Source organism: Streptomyces sp. NPDC017890 (genome assembly GCF_044328675.1).
Lineage (GTDB): Bacteria > Actinomycetota > Actinomycetes > Streptomycetales > Streptomycetaceae > Streptomyces.
Map to the genome: position 1 here is coordinate 29,688 of NZ_JBIRHU010000005.1, position 13,846 is coordinate 43,533.

The window sequence follows — 13,846 nt, forward strand, 5'->3', positions numbered from 1 at the left end:
CCTTTCCCTGCGCGGAGCCGGGCAGCACGGGCACCCCCGGGCGGCTCGGCCCCGTATGCCTCGACGGTGCCCGTGCGCCGGCGGGTGCCGGGCACGTGAGCCGGTCACGTCCGTGCGGGGCAGTCCGGCTCACCGTCCGCGGAAGTCCCCGAAAAAGTCCTCGAGGCGGTGCCGGCGGGCGGCTCACGGTTGCGGGTCAGCGCCGGAATTGCACCGGCTTCCCCCCGTACGGGTGTGATGACGACGCGGCCACCTTACCCGGAGGCAACGGGGCCGGGCCGGGGCGCCCGCCCACCCGGACCGGCGTCCGTCAGGTCGATCAGGCGGCAGACCGTCTCGATGTCCACCCGCACCTGGGCGAGGGAGGCGCGGCCGGCGAGCCAGGTGATCAGGGTGGAGAGCCAGGTGTGCTCGATGACGCGGACCGCGGAGAGCTGCCCGGGGGTGGGGTTCTCCAGGCCGCCCATCGCGTCCAGGATGATCGCCGTGGTCTGGCGGGAGACCTGGTCGGCCTCCGGGGAGACGCTGCGGTCGGCGAAGGTCAGCGCACGTGCCATCGCCTCGGCCAGCCGGGGTTCGCGCTGCAGCGCGCCGAAGGCCCGCATCAGGGCCTGCGCCACCCGGTCGGCCGCCGTCTCGCCGGCCGGCGGACTCTTGCGCAGGGTGCCGTGCAGCTGCTCCAGCTGGTCGTGCATGGTCGCCACCAGCAGATGGACCTTGGACGGGAAGTAGCGGTACAGCGTGCCGAGGGCGACCTGCGACGACTCCGCGACCTCCCGCATCTGCACCGCCTCGAAGCCGCCCCGGCAGGCCAGCCGGGCGGTCGCGTGCAGGATGCGGCGGCGGCGCTCCCGCTGCCGCTCGGTGAGGGGCGCGGCGGCGGAGCGACGCGCGGAACCGGGGACCTCCACTTCCGGGATGTCCACCTTGGTCACCTTCTCCCCGATGTCCGGTCCGGCACGGTGTCCGCAAGGGTGCCCGGCAGGCGTCCGGCAGGGCTTCGCGCCGTGGCGTGAATCACCTGATCCACTCGTCACAGCGTCCCTACCTGCCGGTAGATTCGAAGCCTCAGAACGATCAAGTCTGAAACTTGTTCCAGATTAACGTCCCGGCATAGTGTCGCGGGACAGCGCAGTGAGAAGGGGGCCCGGAGTGACCGCTGAGGCCAGTCGGACGGGTCCCCGTCCGGAGCCTGCCGCCGACGGCTTGCGACCGCTCCGCATCGCACTCCTCACCTACAAGGGAAACCCGTTCTGCGGCGGCCAGGGCGTCTACGTCCGCCACCTCTCGCGCGAACTGGCCCGCCTCGGCCACCGGGTCGAGGTCATCGGCGCCCAGCCGTACCCCGTGCTCGACGTGGTCGACGGGGACCGCGGCGGCCATCACGAGCCGCCGTCCCTCACCGAGTTGCCCAGCCTCGACCTCTACCGCCAGCCCGACCCCTTCCGCACCCCGAAGCGCGACGAGTACCGCGACTGGGTCGACGCGCTGGAGGTCGGCACGATGTGGACGGGCGGCTTCCCCGAACCCCTGACGTTCTCGCTGCGCGCCCGCCGCCATCTGCGCGCCCGCCGCGGCGACTTCGACGTCGTGCACGACAACCAGACACTCGGGTACGGGCTTCTCGGCGACGTCGGCGCACCCCTCGTCACGACCATCCACCACCCCATCACCGTCGACCGGCAGCTCGAACTGGACGCCGCCGAAGGCTGGAAGCGGCGCTGCTCGGTGCGCCGCTGGTACGCGTTCACCCGCATGCAGAAGCGCGTCGCGCGCCGCCTGCCCTCCGTGCTCACCGTCTCCGGCACCTCCCGCCAGGAGATCATCGACCACCTCGGCGTACGGGACGACCGCATCCACGTCGTCCACATCGGCGCCGACACCGACCTGTTCTCGCCCGACCCGTCGGTGCCGCGGGTACCGGGCCGGATCGTGACGACGTCCAGCGCGGACGTGCCGCTCAAGGGCCTGGTCTTCCTCGTCGAGGCGCTGGCCAAGACGCGCACCGAGCACCCCCGGGCCCACCTCGTCGTCGTCGGCAAGCGCCCCGCCGAAGGGCCCGTCGCGCAGGCGATCGAGCGGTACGGCCTCGAAGGCGCCGTCGAGTTCGTCAAGGGCATCTCCGACGCCGAACTGGTCGGCCTCGTACGCTCCGCCGAGGTCGCGTGCGTGCCGTCGCTGTACGAGGGGTTCTCGCTGCCGGCCGCCGAGGCCATGGCGACGGGCACCGCGCTGCTCGCCACCACCGGCGGGGCCGTCCCGGAGGTCGCCGGACCCGACGGGGAGACCTGCCTCGCGGTGCCGCCGGGGGACGCGGGCGCGCTGGCCGCCGGACTGAACCGGCTGCTCGGCGACCGCGAACTGCGCGCCCGGCTCGGCGCGGCCGGACGCGAGCGCGTACTGCGGCACTTCACCTGGGCCCGCGCCGCGGAGGGCACGGCCGCCCGCTACCGCGAGGCGATCGGCCCCTCCTCCACGGCCACCCCGAGGACCGTGCCCGCGATCCCCACCACCAGTGACACCGGCGTCTACCCCGAAAGCAGGGCCACGTGCTGACCGTCGACTTCTCCCGGTTCCCGCTCGCCCCGGGCGACCGCGTGCTGGACCTCGGCTGCGGCGCCGGCCGGCACGCGTTCGAGTGCTACCGGCGCGGCGCCCGGGTCGTCGCGCTGGACCGGAACGCGGAGGAGATCCGCGAGGTCGCCAAGTGGTTCGCGGCGATGAAGGAGGCCGGTGAGGCCCCGGCCGGCGCCACCGCCACCGCGATGGAGGGCGACGCGCTGGCCCTGCCCTTCCCGGACGAGTCCTTCGACGTCGTCATCATCTCCGAGGTGATGGAGCACATCCCCGACGACAAGGGCGTCCTCGCCGAGATGGTCCGCGTCCTCAAGCCCGGCGGGCGCATCGCGGTCACCGTGCCGCGCTACGGCCCCGAGAAGGTCTGCTGGACGCTCTCCGACGCCTACCACGAGGTCGAGGGCGGCCACATCCGCATCTACCGGGCCGACCAGCTCCTCGCCCGCATCCGCGAGGCGGGCCTCAAGCCCTACGGCACCCACCACGCGCACGCGCTGCACTCGCCGTACTGGTGGCTGAAGTGCGCGTTCGGCGTCGACAACGACAAGGCGCTGCCGGTGCGGGCGTACCACAAGCTGCTGGTCTGGGACATCATGAAGAAGCCGCTGGCGACGCGGGTCGCCGAGCAGGCCCTGAACCCGCTGATCGGCAAGAGCTTCGTGGCGTACGCGACCAAGCCGCACCTGCCGCCGGTGGACGCCGCGTGACGTCGCCCCGCAGTCCTCGCACGCCCCGCACGGAACACCTCGTCCTGCCCGGCGTCCTCACCGACGCCGAGGCCGCGGCGACCGTCCGCGGCATCCTCGCCGAGCAGCGGGAGGACGGGGCGATCCCGTGGTTCCGCGGCCACCATCTCGACCCCTGGGACCACGTCGAGGCGGCGATGGCCCTCGACGCGGCCGGCGAGCACGAGGCCGCCGAGCGGGCGTACGAGTGGCTGGCCCGGCACCAGAACCCGGACGGTTCCTGGTACGCGGCCTACGCCGACGGCGACTTCGCCGACGTCACCGACCGCGGCAGGGAGACCAACTTCGTCGCCTATGTCGCCGTGGGCGTCTGGCACCACCACCTCGCCACCGGCGACGACACGTTCCTCGACCGGATGTGGCCCGTCGTCCACGCGGCGGTCGAGTTCGTGCTGAGCCTCAAGCAGCCGGGCGGGCAGATCGGCTGGCGCCGCGACGACGACGGCACGGACACCACGGACGCGCTGCTGACCGGCAGCTCCTCCGTCCACCACGCGCTGCGCTGCGCGCTGGCCATCGCCGAGCAGCGCGAAGAGCCGCAGCCCGACTGGGAGTTGGCGGCGGGCGCGCTGCGGCACGCCATCCGCCGCCACCCGGAGCGGTTCCTGGACAAGGGCCGCTACTCGATGGACTGGTACTACCCGGTGCTGGGCGGCGCGCTGACCGGAACCGAGGCCAGGTCCCGCATCGCGGAGAGCTGGGGCCGCTTCGTGGTCCCGGACCTCGGCGTGCGCTGCGTCGTCCCCAACCCGTGGGTCACGGGCGGTGAGTCGGCCGAACTCGCGCTCGCCCTGTGGGCGGTGGGCGAGTCCGACCACGCCCTGGAGATCCTCCAGTCGATCCAGCATCTGCGCGATGCGGACAGCGGCCTGTACTGGACGGGCTACGTCTTCGAGGACGAGGCGATCTGGCCGCGCGAACTGACCACCTGGACGGCCGGTTCCCTGCTCCTCGCCGTCGCCGCCCTCGGCGGCCACGAGGCCACCTGCCAGGTCTTCTCCGGCGATCGTCTGCCGCGGGGCCTGGACCCGGACTGCTGCGTCTGACCGCCGGGCCGGGTCCGCGTCCGGCTCAGTGCCGGTGGAGGCGGTTGGCGATGGCGTGGCCGACGAAGAGGTAGACGACGGCGGCCAGTCCGTAGCCGGCGACCACGCGGGCCCAGGCCTCGTCGAAGGTGAAGAGGTCTCGTGACCAGCCGGCCAGCCAGTTGGCCGCGTCATGGACGAACTGAACCAGGTCGTTGGCCCGGTTGGCGTCCAGCAGGTACATCAGGATCCACAGTCCGAGGATGACGGCCATGATGTCCGCGATCACCGCGACGGCCGTCCCGGCGGAGTTGGAGCCACTGCGACTGCGACTTCGAGGGGACATGTCGGTCGGGTTGCCGCCCCGCACGGTTCGAAACCGTGTACGGCCATTTGCTCGCCGTTTGCCTGGAGTTGAGGATTCCTGGTGTGCTCGTTCCCCGCCGTCGCCGATGATCCTGCTCCCTGAGCGGTAGGAGGGCAGGCCGTTGTCCGACGACAGAGCACCCACCATCGAGGAGCCCCGGCTCACCACCCGGCGCACCGACCGCCGCCGAGTGCCCCGGTACGTGCTCGCCGTGCTGCCCCTCGGCGTGGCCGGCCTGATCTCTCTGCTGGTGTCGGGCAACACCCTGCGCCCCTTGGAGCACATCACCACCATCGAGGCCAGAATGGCCTCCAAGTCCGACTACTTCCGGGACCCGGAGGTACAGCGGCTGTTACTCCGGCACGGCATCCGCGTCGACATCCACCGCCTCGGCTCCCGAGGCATCGCCACCCAGTCCCTGCGGGACATGGACGTCGTCTTCCCGTCCGGCCAGCCCGCCGCCAAGCTCGTCCTCGACCGCCAGGACCGCTCGGTCCGCTCGGTGCGCCCCTTCGTCAGCCCGCTCGTCCTCGGCACCTTCCGCGACTACGCCGAGACCCTGGTGAGGGCGGGCGTCGCCACCCCGCAGCCGGCCCCCGACGGCAGCGACGAAACTCTCTACTACAACCTGGACATGGCCCGCTTCACCGGCCTCCTCGACGGCGTCGACGACCGGCGGAACCCCGAGGACGGCGAGGGCCGCACCGCCGACACCTGGAACGGCGTCGGCTACGACGAGGTCACCCGCGACGGCCGAAGCAACAGCGGCCGCGTCCTGGTCCGCACCTCCAACGTCTGCGAGTCCAACTCGGCGGGCACGTACCTGAGCATCCTCGCCTTCGTCGCCAACGGAAACCGCACCCCCGGCACCCAGAACAGCAACGACACCCTGCTCGCGGCGAACGCCGTCCAGCGCCTCGCCGCCGAGATCAAGCCGCTCATCGACCTCCAGGGCATGTGGGCCGACGAGCAGGCCGACAGCTACTTCTCCGACCTCGGCGAGTCCATCGCACCGGTCTCCGTGATCTACGAGCACCAGTACCTGGCCCACCAGATCGCCCACCACGGCCGCGAGGACCGCCAGGACACCAGCCGCGTCCTGCTCTACCCCACGCCCTACGCCCTCACCGAACCCCAGCTGATCTCCCTCACCGACCGGGGCGACCGGCTCGTCGAGGTGATCCAGGAGGACGAGGAACTGCGCCGCCGCGCCGTCGAACTCGGCTTCCGCGTCCGCTTCTCCGGCACGGCCGGCACCAGCGATCAGTTGAACGCCCACCTCGCCGAGCACGACGTCCAGGTGCCGCAGGAGAACAGCGACCGGACCAAGGTCTACGAACCCGACCTCGAGGTCCTGGAGGAGATCATCGATCACGTCGGCGACTGCCCGCCTCCTGTCCAGGACACACCATGAGGGCCGCCGCCCGCGCCCTGCTCGGGCTCGTCCTGCTCGGCGCCACGCTCACCGCCTGCACCTCCGACGACGGCTCCACCACCCTCCGCGTCCTCGCCAGCCCCGAACTCGCCGACGTGGAGCCTCTGCTGGCCGACCTCGCCGAGGACACGGGCGTGGAGCTGGACATCGACTACCGGGCCAACGCCGACCTCACCGGGCAGTACCCGCCCTCGCGCGGCACCCCCGGCTACGATCTCGCCTGGCTCGCCTCCGACCGCTCCTTCCTGCTGCGCGTCCAGGACTCCGACGGCAGGCTCACCCGCCCCGAGTCCACACCGATCATGCGCTCCCCGGTCGTCGCCGGCCTCACCCCCGCCACCGTCCGGAGCCTGCGCGCGAACGCCCCCGGCGGCCGGGTCTCCTGGGCCGGCATCGCGGACGCCGCCGCCGACGGCACCGTACGGTTCGGGATGGCCGACCCGCGGCGCAGCGACACCGGCCGCGCCGCGCTCGTCGGCGTCGCCACCGCCGCCGCCGGCACCGGCAGCGCCCTGCGCGAACAGGACGTCTCCTGCGACCGGCTGCGCGGCTTCCGCTCCGGCCAGACCCTCGACGCCGCCAGCTCCCGCGACCTCGTCGCCCGCTACCCCGCACGGCAGGACGACACCAACGCGCTCATCGCCCACGAGGCGGAACTCCTCGCCCTGAACGCCTCCGGCGAGCTGCGCACCCCGCTGGAGATCGTCCACCCCGACGACGGCATGGTCCTGTCCGACTTCCCGCTGCTCCTGCTGGACGCCACCGAACTGCCCGCCTACCGCAAGGTCGTCGACCGGCTGCTCGCCGAGGACACCCAGCGCGCCCTGATGGAACGGACGTACCGCCGCCCCGTCAACCAGGACGTCACTCCCGACGGCGCCCTGCGCACACCCGTCGGCAACGCGCTCTCCTTCCCCGACCGCCTCTCCGTCGTCCAACGGCTGATCACCGACTACGGCGACCCCGACCACCGCACCGCCGACCAGGTCGTCTTCGTCCTCGACTTCTCCACCTCCATGCGCGGCGCCCGCATGGCCGGTCTGCGCGCCGCCTTCGCCGGGCTCAGCGGCGCCGACTCCTCCGCCACCGGCAAGTTCGCCCGCTTCTACCGGGGCGAACGGCTGACCGTGATCCGCTTCGGCGGCGAGATCCTGGAGGAACGCACCATCACGGTTCGCGGCGACGTCGACCTCCGCGACCTCAACGCCACGGTCGCGAACGGCGGTTACGACGACGCCACCGCCGTGTGGTCCGCCCTCGACCACGGCTACCGTGTCGCCGCCGACGCCGTACGCGACGATCCGGACCGCCCCGTCGCCGTCGTCCTGATGACCGACGGCGAGAACAACGCGGGCATCACCTACGAGGAGTTCCTGCGCCGCCACCGCGCCCTCGGCGCCGAGGCCGAGGCGGTGCCCACCTTCCCCGTCCACCTGGGAGAAGCCGACGCGGACGCCCTGCGGCGGGCCGCCGACGCCACCGGCGGCCGCGTGGTCGACGCCGGACTCACCTCCCTCCCCGACGCGTTCAAGGAGATCCGTGGGTGTCATCGACAGTGAGTGGTGGGCCCTGTGGTGGTGGCCATGGCTGGTCGTCTGGGCGGGCACCGCGGTCTGCTGGGCCGTCCTGCTGCGCTACGGCCTGATCCGCCTCGGCTGGCTGCGCAGACGCCGCCGACAGGGCGGCCGTACGGTCCACGGCATGTGCTTCTTCCTGCACGAGCAGCGCGTGATGGACCTCTACCAGCAGGGCGGATTCTCCGACGCCCTCGAACAGGAGGTCGCCGACCGGATCAACGTCACCAGCGGCGTCGGCCTGCGCGCCAAGTTCGGCTGGGGCGACGGCAACGCCAACAGGGACGTCACCAAGGAACGCGTCACCGCCTATATCCAGCAGAGCACCCCGATCACCGTGATACGGCTGCTCATGGACACCATGCGCAAGGAGGACGTGATCGTCCACACCGACCTCACCACCGGCCTGATCGTCCCCAACCGCCGGCTCTCCGACGCCCTCGCCGACCGCGGCGACCGCATCCCGCTCACCTCGGTGGAGGTCATGTCGGCGTTCGTCTCGGTCACCGGCCGCTTCACGGCCGGCCGCACCTCGGACAGCGGCGACATCGTGCTGCGCGCCCCCTACGGCGACGGCCCCCGGCCCGCCCACGTCCGCATCACCTGCGAGGCCGCCGGGGTGCGGGAGGGCTTCCAGAACGCGGAGTACTTCACCGGCGAGTTCCAGGCGCGCTGCCTCGGCAAGGTCCAGACCTGGAACAGAGAGACGGGCGAGCTGTCGTTCAACCCGGTCGCGATCTTCCTCTGACGCGTCAGGCGTTCAGCTCGGCGAGCGTGCGCAGCGTCGGGAGGACCGGGGACAGGACCAGCAGGTCGGTCACCGGCCCCTTCCGACGCTCCGACGCTCCGCCGGCCGCTCGGCGATCCGCTCCAGCGGCCCGACCAGCGAGTTCTCGTCGGCGAACGCGTCGGGAACGGCCCGCACGGCGTCCTCCCGGCGCCCGGCCAGGAACAGCTCCCGCATGCTCCGCGCCTCCTCCGCGCCCCCGTGCGGGCCATCAGCGCGGCGTGGAAGGTGCGGGACGCGTGCCCCATGCCGCCGATGGAGAAGCCGGGCGCGGCCTTGACGGGCAGCCCTTCCCGGACGTCGTCGCACACCCGGGCCTGGGCCGTGGGCGCCGTCACGAGGAAGCCGCCGGAGCCCCCGGGTGGAGGCGGCGACTGTACGCCAACGGCCCCGCACCCGGGAGGGCGAGGGGCCGTGCGGGTGCGTGCGGCGAAGCTCAGCCGCGCTGGATGCCGCTCGTGTCCTGCAGTACGCCGCGGCGGCCGTCCTGCGTCTGGGCGACCAGGTTCGCGCCGCGCTGCTCGACGGCCAGGTACCAGGTGCCCGGCGCCAGCTCGGCGATCGGCGTGGGGGAGCCGTCCTCCGCGAACAGCGGACGCGGCACCGGCACGGCGAACCAGAACGGCGAGAAGTCCCCGGCCGGGGCCGGCTGCGCCTGCGCCTGCTGGGGCTGCGGGGCGTGCGGCTGCGGCTGGCCCGGCTGCGGCTGGCCGCCGAAGGACTGCCCCGGCTGACCGGGCTGGCCCGGGCCGGGCTGCCCCGGCTGCCCGCCGTACGGCTGCTGCTGCGCGCCCGGGTAGCCGTAACCGCCCTGGGGCTGGCCGCCGTAGGGCTGCGGCGCGGCCGGACGGGCGGCCGGGATCAGGGAGCCCTTGAGGGCGGGGACCAGCGGCGTCGCCACGGCCGCGGCGGCCATGATCAGCGTGGCGACGAGGGCGAGGATCAGGCCCGTGCCGGCACCGAATTCGTCGGTGATGCCCCCGTCGCCGTCGAAGGCGCCCGCCGGGTCGAAGATGTTGCCGAGCGCGGACCAGGCGGCGAAGACCGTGAACGCGACGCCGAACTGACCGAGGTCGAGGCCCGCCACCTTCTTGGGCTGCGGCAGAGCGCGGGCCACGATGACGAGCGCGGTGCCGATGATGCCCGCGAGGACGACACCGAGCACGACCGCCCCACTGCCCCACAGGCTGGGAATGTCGGCGTCGTCGGGGGCACCGTCGATCGAGTAGATGTCGAGGAACGACGCGATGAACAGCAACACCGCTGCTCCGATCACCACGCCGTCGCCTCGAGTGAGGGAGCGGATATTCACTTCAGGTCCTTCGTAGGTCGTCTCGTCGTCGGTAGAGGCGTCGCTGTCACCGAGTCGCCGTCAGGTTCGGGTTCCGGTGCGAAGCGCGGGGGTGGCCCCTCATCGTACGGATGACACTATCGTCCGCGCCTCGGAGCTGTCCGCAGGGATGAGCGCGCTGATCACTACCCGCGCAGGAAACTCACGATTCCCTCAGACATCCCGTGCGCTGCCTTCTGCCGCCAGGCACCGCTGGTCAGCGATGCCGCGTCCTTGCTATCGCGCATGTTGCCGCACTCGATGAACACCTTGGGAACCGTTGACAGATTGAGACCACCGAGGTCCGTGCGCGTGACGAGACCGGTGCCGCCGCCGACGTAGTTGGAGGGCGCGCTGCCCGTGGCGCGGACGAAGTTGCCCGCGATGCGCTGGCCGAGTTCGGCGGAGGGGGCGGCGATGGCGCGGGTGTCGGCGGCGCCGTCGTGCACCGGGCCCGGCAGGATGACGTGGAAGCCGCGGTTGCCGGCCCCCGACCCGTCGGCGTGGATCGAGATCGCGGCGTCCGCCTTCGCCTCGTTGCCGATCCGGGCCCGCTCGTCCACGCAGGGCCCGTACGGACGGTCGTCGTCCTGCGTCAGCCTCACCGTGGCGCCCTGTGCCTCCAGGAGCGTGCGCAGCCGGTGGGCCACGTCGAGGGTGAACTCCGCCTCGGGCCAGCCCGCGTCGGTGGCCGTGCCCGTCGTGTCGCACTCCTTCCAGTGGGTGCCGACGTTCACCTTGCGGTTGATCTCGGAGGCGTGCTGGAAGTTGCCCGGGTTGTGGCCCGGGTCGATGACAACGACCTTGCCCCTGAGGGGGCCGGAGGCCGCGGACTTCGACGCGGACGCGGACGGATTCCCAGCCGTGGAGGAGGAAGAGGGAGAGGAAGAAGCGGAAGGGGAGGCGCCGGTGGGCCTCTTGGCGTCGTCCGTGGGGGACACCGGGCCACTGGAGGACGGCGCGGACGACGTCCGCACGCTGCCCGCACGGTCCGTACCGCCTCCGCCGCCCCCGTCGTCCGGGCCGCCGACCGCCGCGTACACCCCCCACCCGAGCAGCGCCCCCGGTACGAGCGCGGCGATCGCCACGGTCAGCGGACGGCGCAGCGGGGAACGGCGGGGCTGGGGAGGATCGAAGTCCGGGCCTGTGTACGACACGCAGCGACTCTAGACCGCGCCCTCAGATCCCCGCTCCCGTTCGCCGCAGCACGCGCAGCGAGTCGGTCACGGAGATTTCGGTGAACGCGCCGGACGCGAGAGCCCTGAGGTACACGCGGTACGGGGCCTGGCCGGTGAACTCGTCGGCCGGGTACGGGAAGACGTCGTGGATGACCAGGAGGCCCCCGTCGGCCACGTGCGGCGCCCAGCCCTCGTAGTCGGCGTTCGCGTGCTCGTCGGTGTGGCCGCCGTCGACGAAGACGAGGCCGAGGGGGGAGTTCCAGACCGCCGCGACCTGGGGGGAGCGGCCGACGAGGGCCACGACGTGCTCCTCCAGTCCGGCCCGGTTGAGGGTGCGGCGGAAGGCGGGGAGGGTGTCCATCACACCGAGCTCCGGGTCGACCGTGTCGGGGTCGTGGTACTCCCAGCCCGGCTGCTGCTCCTCGCTGCCCCGGTGGTGGTCGACGGTGAGCGCGGTGACCCCGGCCCGGCGGGCGGCGTCGGCGAGCAGGACGGTGGAGCGCCCGCAGTACGTGCCGACCTCCAGCAGCGGCAGCCCGAGCCCGCCGGCCTCCACGGCCGCCGCGTACAGGGCGAGGCCCTCGTGGGCGGGCATGAACCCCTTCGCGGCCTCGAAGGCGGCCAGGGTGTCGGGGGTGGGTGCCGCGGACATGGAGGTCCTTCCGGTGGTACGAGCGTGTCGGCGCCCCATGGTGCCGCACCCCCCGCCGCGCGATGCGAACAGGGGGTGCGGGCGCTCCGGTACGGGTGGGCCGGGCGGAGGGTTCAGGCGGAGACCGTCTCGCCCGGCAGGGACAGGTCCAGGTCGACCGGGTGGTCGTCGCCGGTGTACGTCGCCGAGTGGGCGAGCGGACCGTGGCCCGCGGCACGGGCGGCCAGCACGTACGGGCCCCGGGCGGGGACGGCGAGGGCGTAGCTTCCGTCCCCGGCGGAGAGGGTCGCGCCCGCCTGGCGGCCGTGCCGGTCGATCAGCGTGACCTTGGCGCGGGCCACGGGTGCGCCGTCGGCGGCCAGTACCCGGCCGCGGAAGCCGCGCACCGGCTCGCCGGCGACGGCCGTCCCGGTGCCGGGCCTGCCGGCCAGTGCCTGTTCGGCGCGGGCCAGGTTGGCGTCCTCCTCGCTGCTCGCGCGCAGCTGGGTGGTCGTGGCCGGGCGGCGGCGGGGGAGGAAGAAGGCCAGGGCCAGGCCGACGGCGACCGCGCCGGTCGCGATCAGGAAGGAGATACGGAAGCCCTGCATGGTGGGGACGGCGACCCCGCCGACGTCGTCCGCGGTGTTGGCGAGCACCATGCCGATGACGGCGCTCGACACCGACGTACCGATGGACCGCATCAGGGTGTTGAGGCCGTTGGCCGCGCCCGTCTCCGAGGCCGGGACCGCGCCGATGATCAGCGCGGGCAGAGAGGAGTAGGCGAGGCCGATGCCGGCGCCGAGCAGCACCGAGGTGACGACGGTCTGCCAGGCGGCGCTCATCAGGCCGAGGCCGCCGCCGTAGCCGATCGCGATGACCAGCAGGCCGATGAGCAGGGTCGTCCGGGGGCCGTAGCGGGCGGACAGGCGGGCGTACACCGGCGCCGTGAACATCATCGTCAGGCCGAGCGGGGCCACGCACAGGCCCGCGACGACCATCGACTGCCCGAGGCCGTGACCGGTCTCGGAGGGCAGCTGGAGGAGCTGGGGCAGGACCAGGGAGACGACGTAGAAGGCGACACCGACCATGATCGAGGCGAGGTTGGTGAGCAGGACCTCGCGGCGGGCCGTGGTGCGCAGGTCGACCAGCGGGGCCGCGACGCGCAGTTCCATCAGGCCCCACAGGAGCAGCACCACGACGGCGGCGGCGAACAGGCCGAGCGTGGTGGGCGACGACCAGCCCCAGTCGCTGCCCTTCGTGATCGGCAGGAGGAAGAGGACCAGGCCGGCGGTCAGACCGAGCGCGCCCGGCAGGTCGAAGGACCCCTCGGCGCGCAGCGGGGACTCCGGTACGACGGCGAGGGTCAGGGCGATGGCGAGGACGCCGAGGCCGGCGGCGCCGTAGAACAGGGCGTGCCAGTCGGTGTGCTGCGCGACCAGGGCCGCGGCGGGCAGCGCCAGGCCTCCGCCGACGCCGATCGAGGAACTCATCAGTGCCATCGCGGAGCCGAGCCGCTCGCGGGGCAGCATGTCGCGCATCAGGCCGATGCCGAGGGGTATCGCGCCCATCGCGAAGCCCTGGAGGGTACGGCCGACGATCATCGGGAGCAGGGCGTCGGTGAACGCGCTGACCAGCGCGCCCACCACCATCACCGAGAGGCTGGCGACCAGCATGCGGCGCTTGCCGAAGAGGTCGCCGAGCCGGCCCATGATCGGCGTGGCCACGGCTCCGGACAGGAGCGTGGAGGTCATGACCCAGGTGGCGTTGCCGGGTGTCGTGTCCAGGAGTCGGGGCAGGTCCTTGAAGACCGGGACGAGCAGGGTCTGCATCACCGCGACGACGATGCCCGCGAAGGCGAGCACCGGGACGGTGGCCCCGCTCGCTTTCCGGGCGGGCTCGTCGGTCGTCGTGTCGGACATTGAGTGAGGCCTCCAGGCCGGGGGAGTCGGCGGATGTGTGCAGGCTGAACCTCGTGCGCCAGGGCAACTATTCCGTTGCTTCGAGTCCCTAACGAATTCTTGACCTTCTCTTTGGGGAGCGTCCACATCCAGGCAATGTCCGAGCCCGAGCCCGAGCCCGAGCCCGAGTCCGAGTCCGAGCCCGAGCCCGAGTCCGAGCCCGAGTCCAATTCCCAGGACTGGACGGAAATTCCGGGACCGAGGGCCGAGGGCCGAGGGCCGAGGGCCGGGGACCGAG

Annotated in this window: 12 protein-coding genes, 1 pseudogene and 1 riboswitch; of the genes and pseudogenes, 6 read left to right on the forward strand and 7 right to left on the reverse strand. The window is 72.6% G+C overall.

The annotated features are described in order from the left end of the window. Positions 1 to 117: 117 nt before the first annotated feature. Positions 118 to 224: riboswitch (cobalamin riboswitch) on the reverse strand. Between the two features lie 30 nt (positions 225 to 254). Continuing rightward, positions 255 to 935, reverse strand: a complete 681-nt coding sequence (locus ACH4F2_RS08115; protein WP_398131865.1) for a TetR family transcriptional regulator — start codon at positions 933 to 935, stop codon at positions 255 to 257. A 217-nt stretch (positions 936 to 1,152) separates the two neighbouring features. On the opposite strand from ACH4F2_RS08115, the gene ACH4F2_RS08120 reads away from it, so the two are divergent. Genes ACH4F2_RS08120 through ACH4F2_RS08130 form a run of 3 tightly spaced genes read left to right on the forward strand, consistent with a single transcriptional unit; the run spans position 1,153 to position 4,369 of the window. Then, positions 1,153 to 2,556, forward strand: a complete 1,404-nt coding sequence (locus ACH4F2_RS08120; RefSeq protein ID WP_398131866.1) for a glycosyltransferase family 4 protein — start codon at positions 1,153 to 1,155, stop codon at positions 2,554 to 2,556. Next, entirely contained in the window at positions 2,550 to 3,284 is a 735-nt protein-coding gene (locus ACH4F2_RS08125) for a methyltransferase domain-containing protein (RefSeq protein WP_398131867.1), read from the forward strand. The genes ACH4F2_RS08120 and ACH4F2_RS08125 overlap by 7 nt, the downstream gene beginning before the upstream one ends. Further along, positions 3,281 to 4,369 carry a prenyltransferase/squalene oxidase repeat-containing protein gene (locus ACH4F2_RS08130; protein ID WP_398131868.1) on the forward strand — a complete coding sequence of 363 codons (1,089 nt, stop codon included), beginning with the start codon at positions 3,281 to 3,283 and terminating at the stop codon, positions 4,367 to 4,369. The genes ACH4F2_RS08125 and ACH4F2_RS08130 overlap by 4 nt, the downstream gene beginning before the upstream one ends. A gap of 25 nt (positions 4,370 to 4,394) precedes the next feature. Here ACH4F2_RS08130 and ACH4F2_RS08135 read toward each other — a convergent pair whose 3' ends face one another. Beyond that, positions 4,395 to 4,694, reverse strand: a complete 300-nt coding sequence (locus ACH4F2_RS08135; protein WP_398131869.1) for a hypothetical protein — start codon at positions 4,692 to 4,694, stop codon at positions 4,395 to 4,397. A 142-nt stretch (positions 4,695 to 4,836) separates the two neighbouring features. On the opposite strand from ACH4F2_RS08135, the gene ACH4F2_RS08140 reads away from it, so the two are divergent. Genes ACH4F2_RS08140 through ACH4F2_RS08150 form a run of 3 tightly spaced genes read left to right on the forward strand, consistent with a single transcriptional unit; the run spans position 4,837 to position 8,472 of the window. Next, a complete protein-coding gene (locus ACH4F2_RS08140; RefSeq protein WP_398131870.1) occupies positions 4,837 to 6,129 on the forward strand; it encodes a hypothetical protein in 1,293 nt (430 codons plus the stop codon). After that, positions 6,126 to 7,709, forward strand: a complete 1,584-nt coding sequence (locus ACH4F2_RS08145; protein ID WP_398131871.1) for a substrate-binding domain-containing protein — start codon at positions 6,126 to 6,128, stop codon at positions 7,707 to 7,709. Before ACH4F2_RS08140 ends, ACH4F2_RS08145 begins: the two co-directional genes overlap by 4 nt. Beyond that, a complete protein-coding gene (locus ACH4F2_RS08150) occupies positions 7,690 to 8,472 on the forward strand; it encodes a hypothetical protein (protein ID WP_398131872.1) in 783 nt (260 codons plus the stop codon). Before ACH4F2_RS08145 ends, ACH4F2_RS08150 begins: the two co-directional genes overlap by 20 nt. A 4-nt stretch (positions 8,473 to 8,476) precedes the next feature. On the opposite strand, the pseudogene ACH4F2_RS08155 reads toward ACH4F2_RS08150, so the two are convergent. The 5 genes and pseudogenes from ACH4F2_RS08155 to ACH4F2_RS08175 all read right to left on the reverse strand — a co-directional run. Then, positions 8,477 to 8,858: pseudogene (locus ACH4F2_RS08155) on the reverse strand (LLM class F420-dependent oxidoreductase); the annotation flags it as partial. An 89-nt stretch (positions 8,859 to 8,947) separates the two neighbouring features. Beyond that, positions 8,948 to 9,823 (reverse strand): hypothetical protein, encoded by an 876-nt coding sequence (locus tag ACH4F2_RS08160; protein WP_398131873.1) that lies wholly within the window; start codon positions 9,821 to 9,823, stop codon positions 8,948 to 8,950. Positions 9,824 to 9,987: 164 nt separating this feature from the next. Beyond that, positions 9,988 to 10,998, reverse strand: a complete 1,011-nt coding sequence (locus ACH4F2_RS08165) for an N-acetylmuramoyl-L-alanine amidase (protein WP_398131874.1) — start codon at positions 10,996 to 10,998, stop codon at positions 9,988 to 9,990. 22 nt (positions 10,999 to 11,020) lie between these two features. Beyond that, positions 11,021 to 11,671, reverse strand: coding sequence for a class I SAM-dependent methyltransferase (locus ACH4F2_RS08170; protein ID WP_398131875.1), 651 nt, complete (start codon positions 11,669 to 11,671; stop codon positions 11,021 to 11,023). A gap of 113 nt (positions 11,672 to 11,784) precedes the next feature. Beyond that, on the reverse strand, positions 11,785 to 13,569 hold the full coding sequence (locus tag ACH4F2_RS08175) for an MFS transporter (protein ID WP_398131876.1): 1,785 nt from the start codon (positions 13,567 to 13,569) through the stop codon (positions 11,785 to 11,787). Between the last annotated feature and the right edge of the window lie 277 nt (positions 13,570 to 13,846).

Excerpts from the sequence above, each read along its gene's own strand:
- ACH4F2_RS08135 (WP_398131869.1), bottom strand. The coding sequence starts at position 4,694 with ATGTCCCCTCGAAGTCGCAGTCGCAGTGGCTCCAACTCCGCCGGGACG.
- ACH4F2_RS08145 (WP_398131871.1), top strand. The coding sequence starts at position 6,126 with ATGAGGGCCGCCGCCCGCGCCCTGCTCGGGCTCGTCCTGCTCGGCGCC.
- ACH4F2_RS08170 (WP_398131875.1), bottom strand. The coding sequence starts at position 11,671 with ATGTCCGCGGCACCCACCCCCGACACCCTGGCCGCCTTCGAGGCCGCG.
- ACH4F2_RS08175 (WP_398131876.1), bottom strand. The coding sequence starts at position 13,569 with ATGTCCGACACGACGACCGACGAGCCCGCCCGGAAAGCGAGCGGGGCC.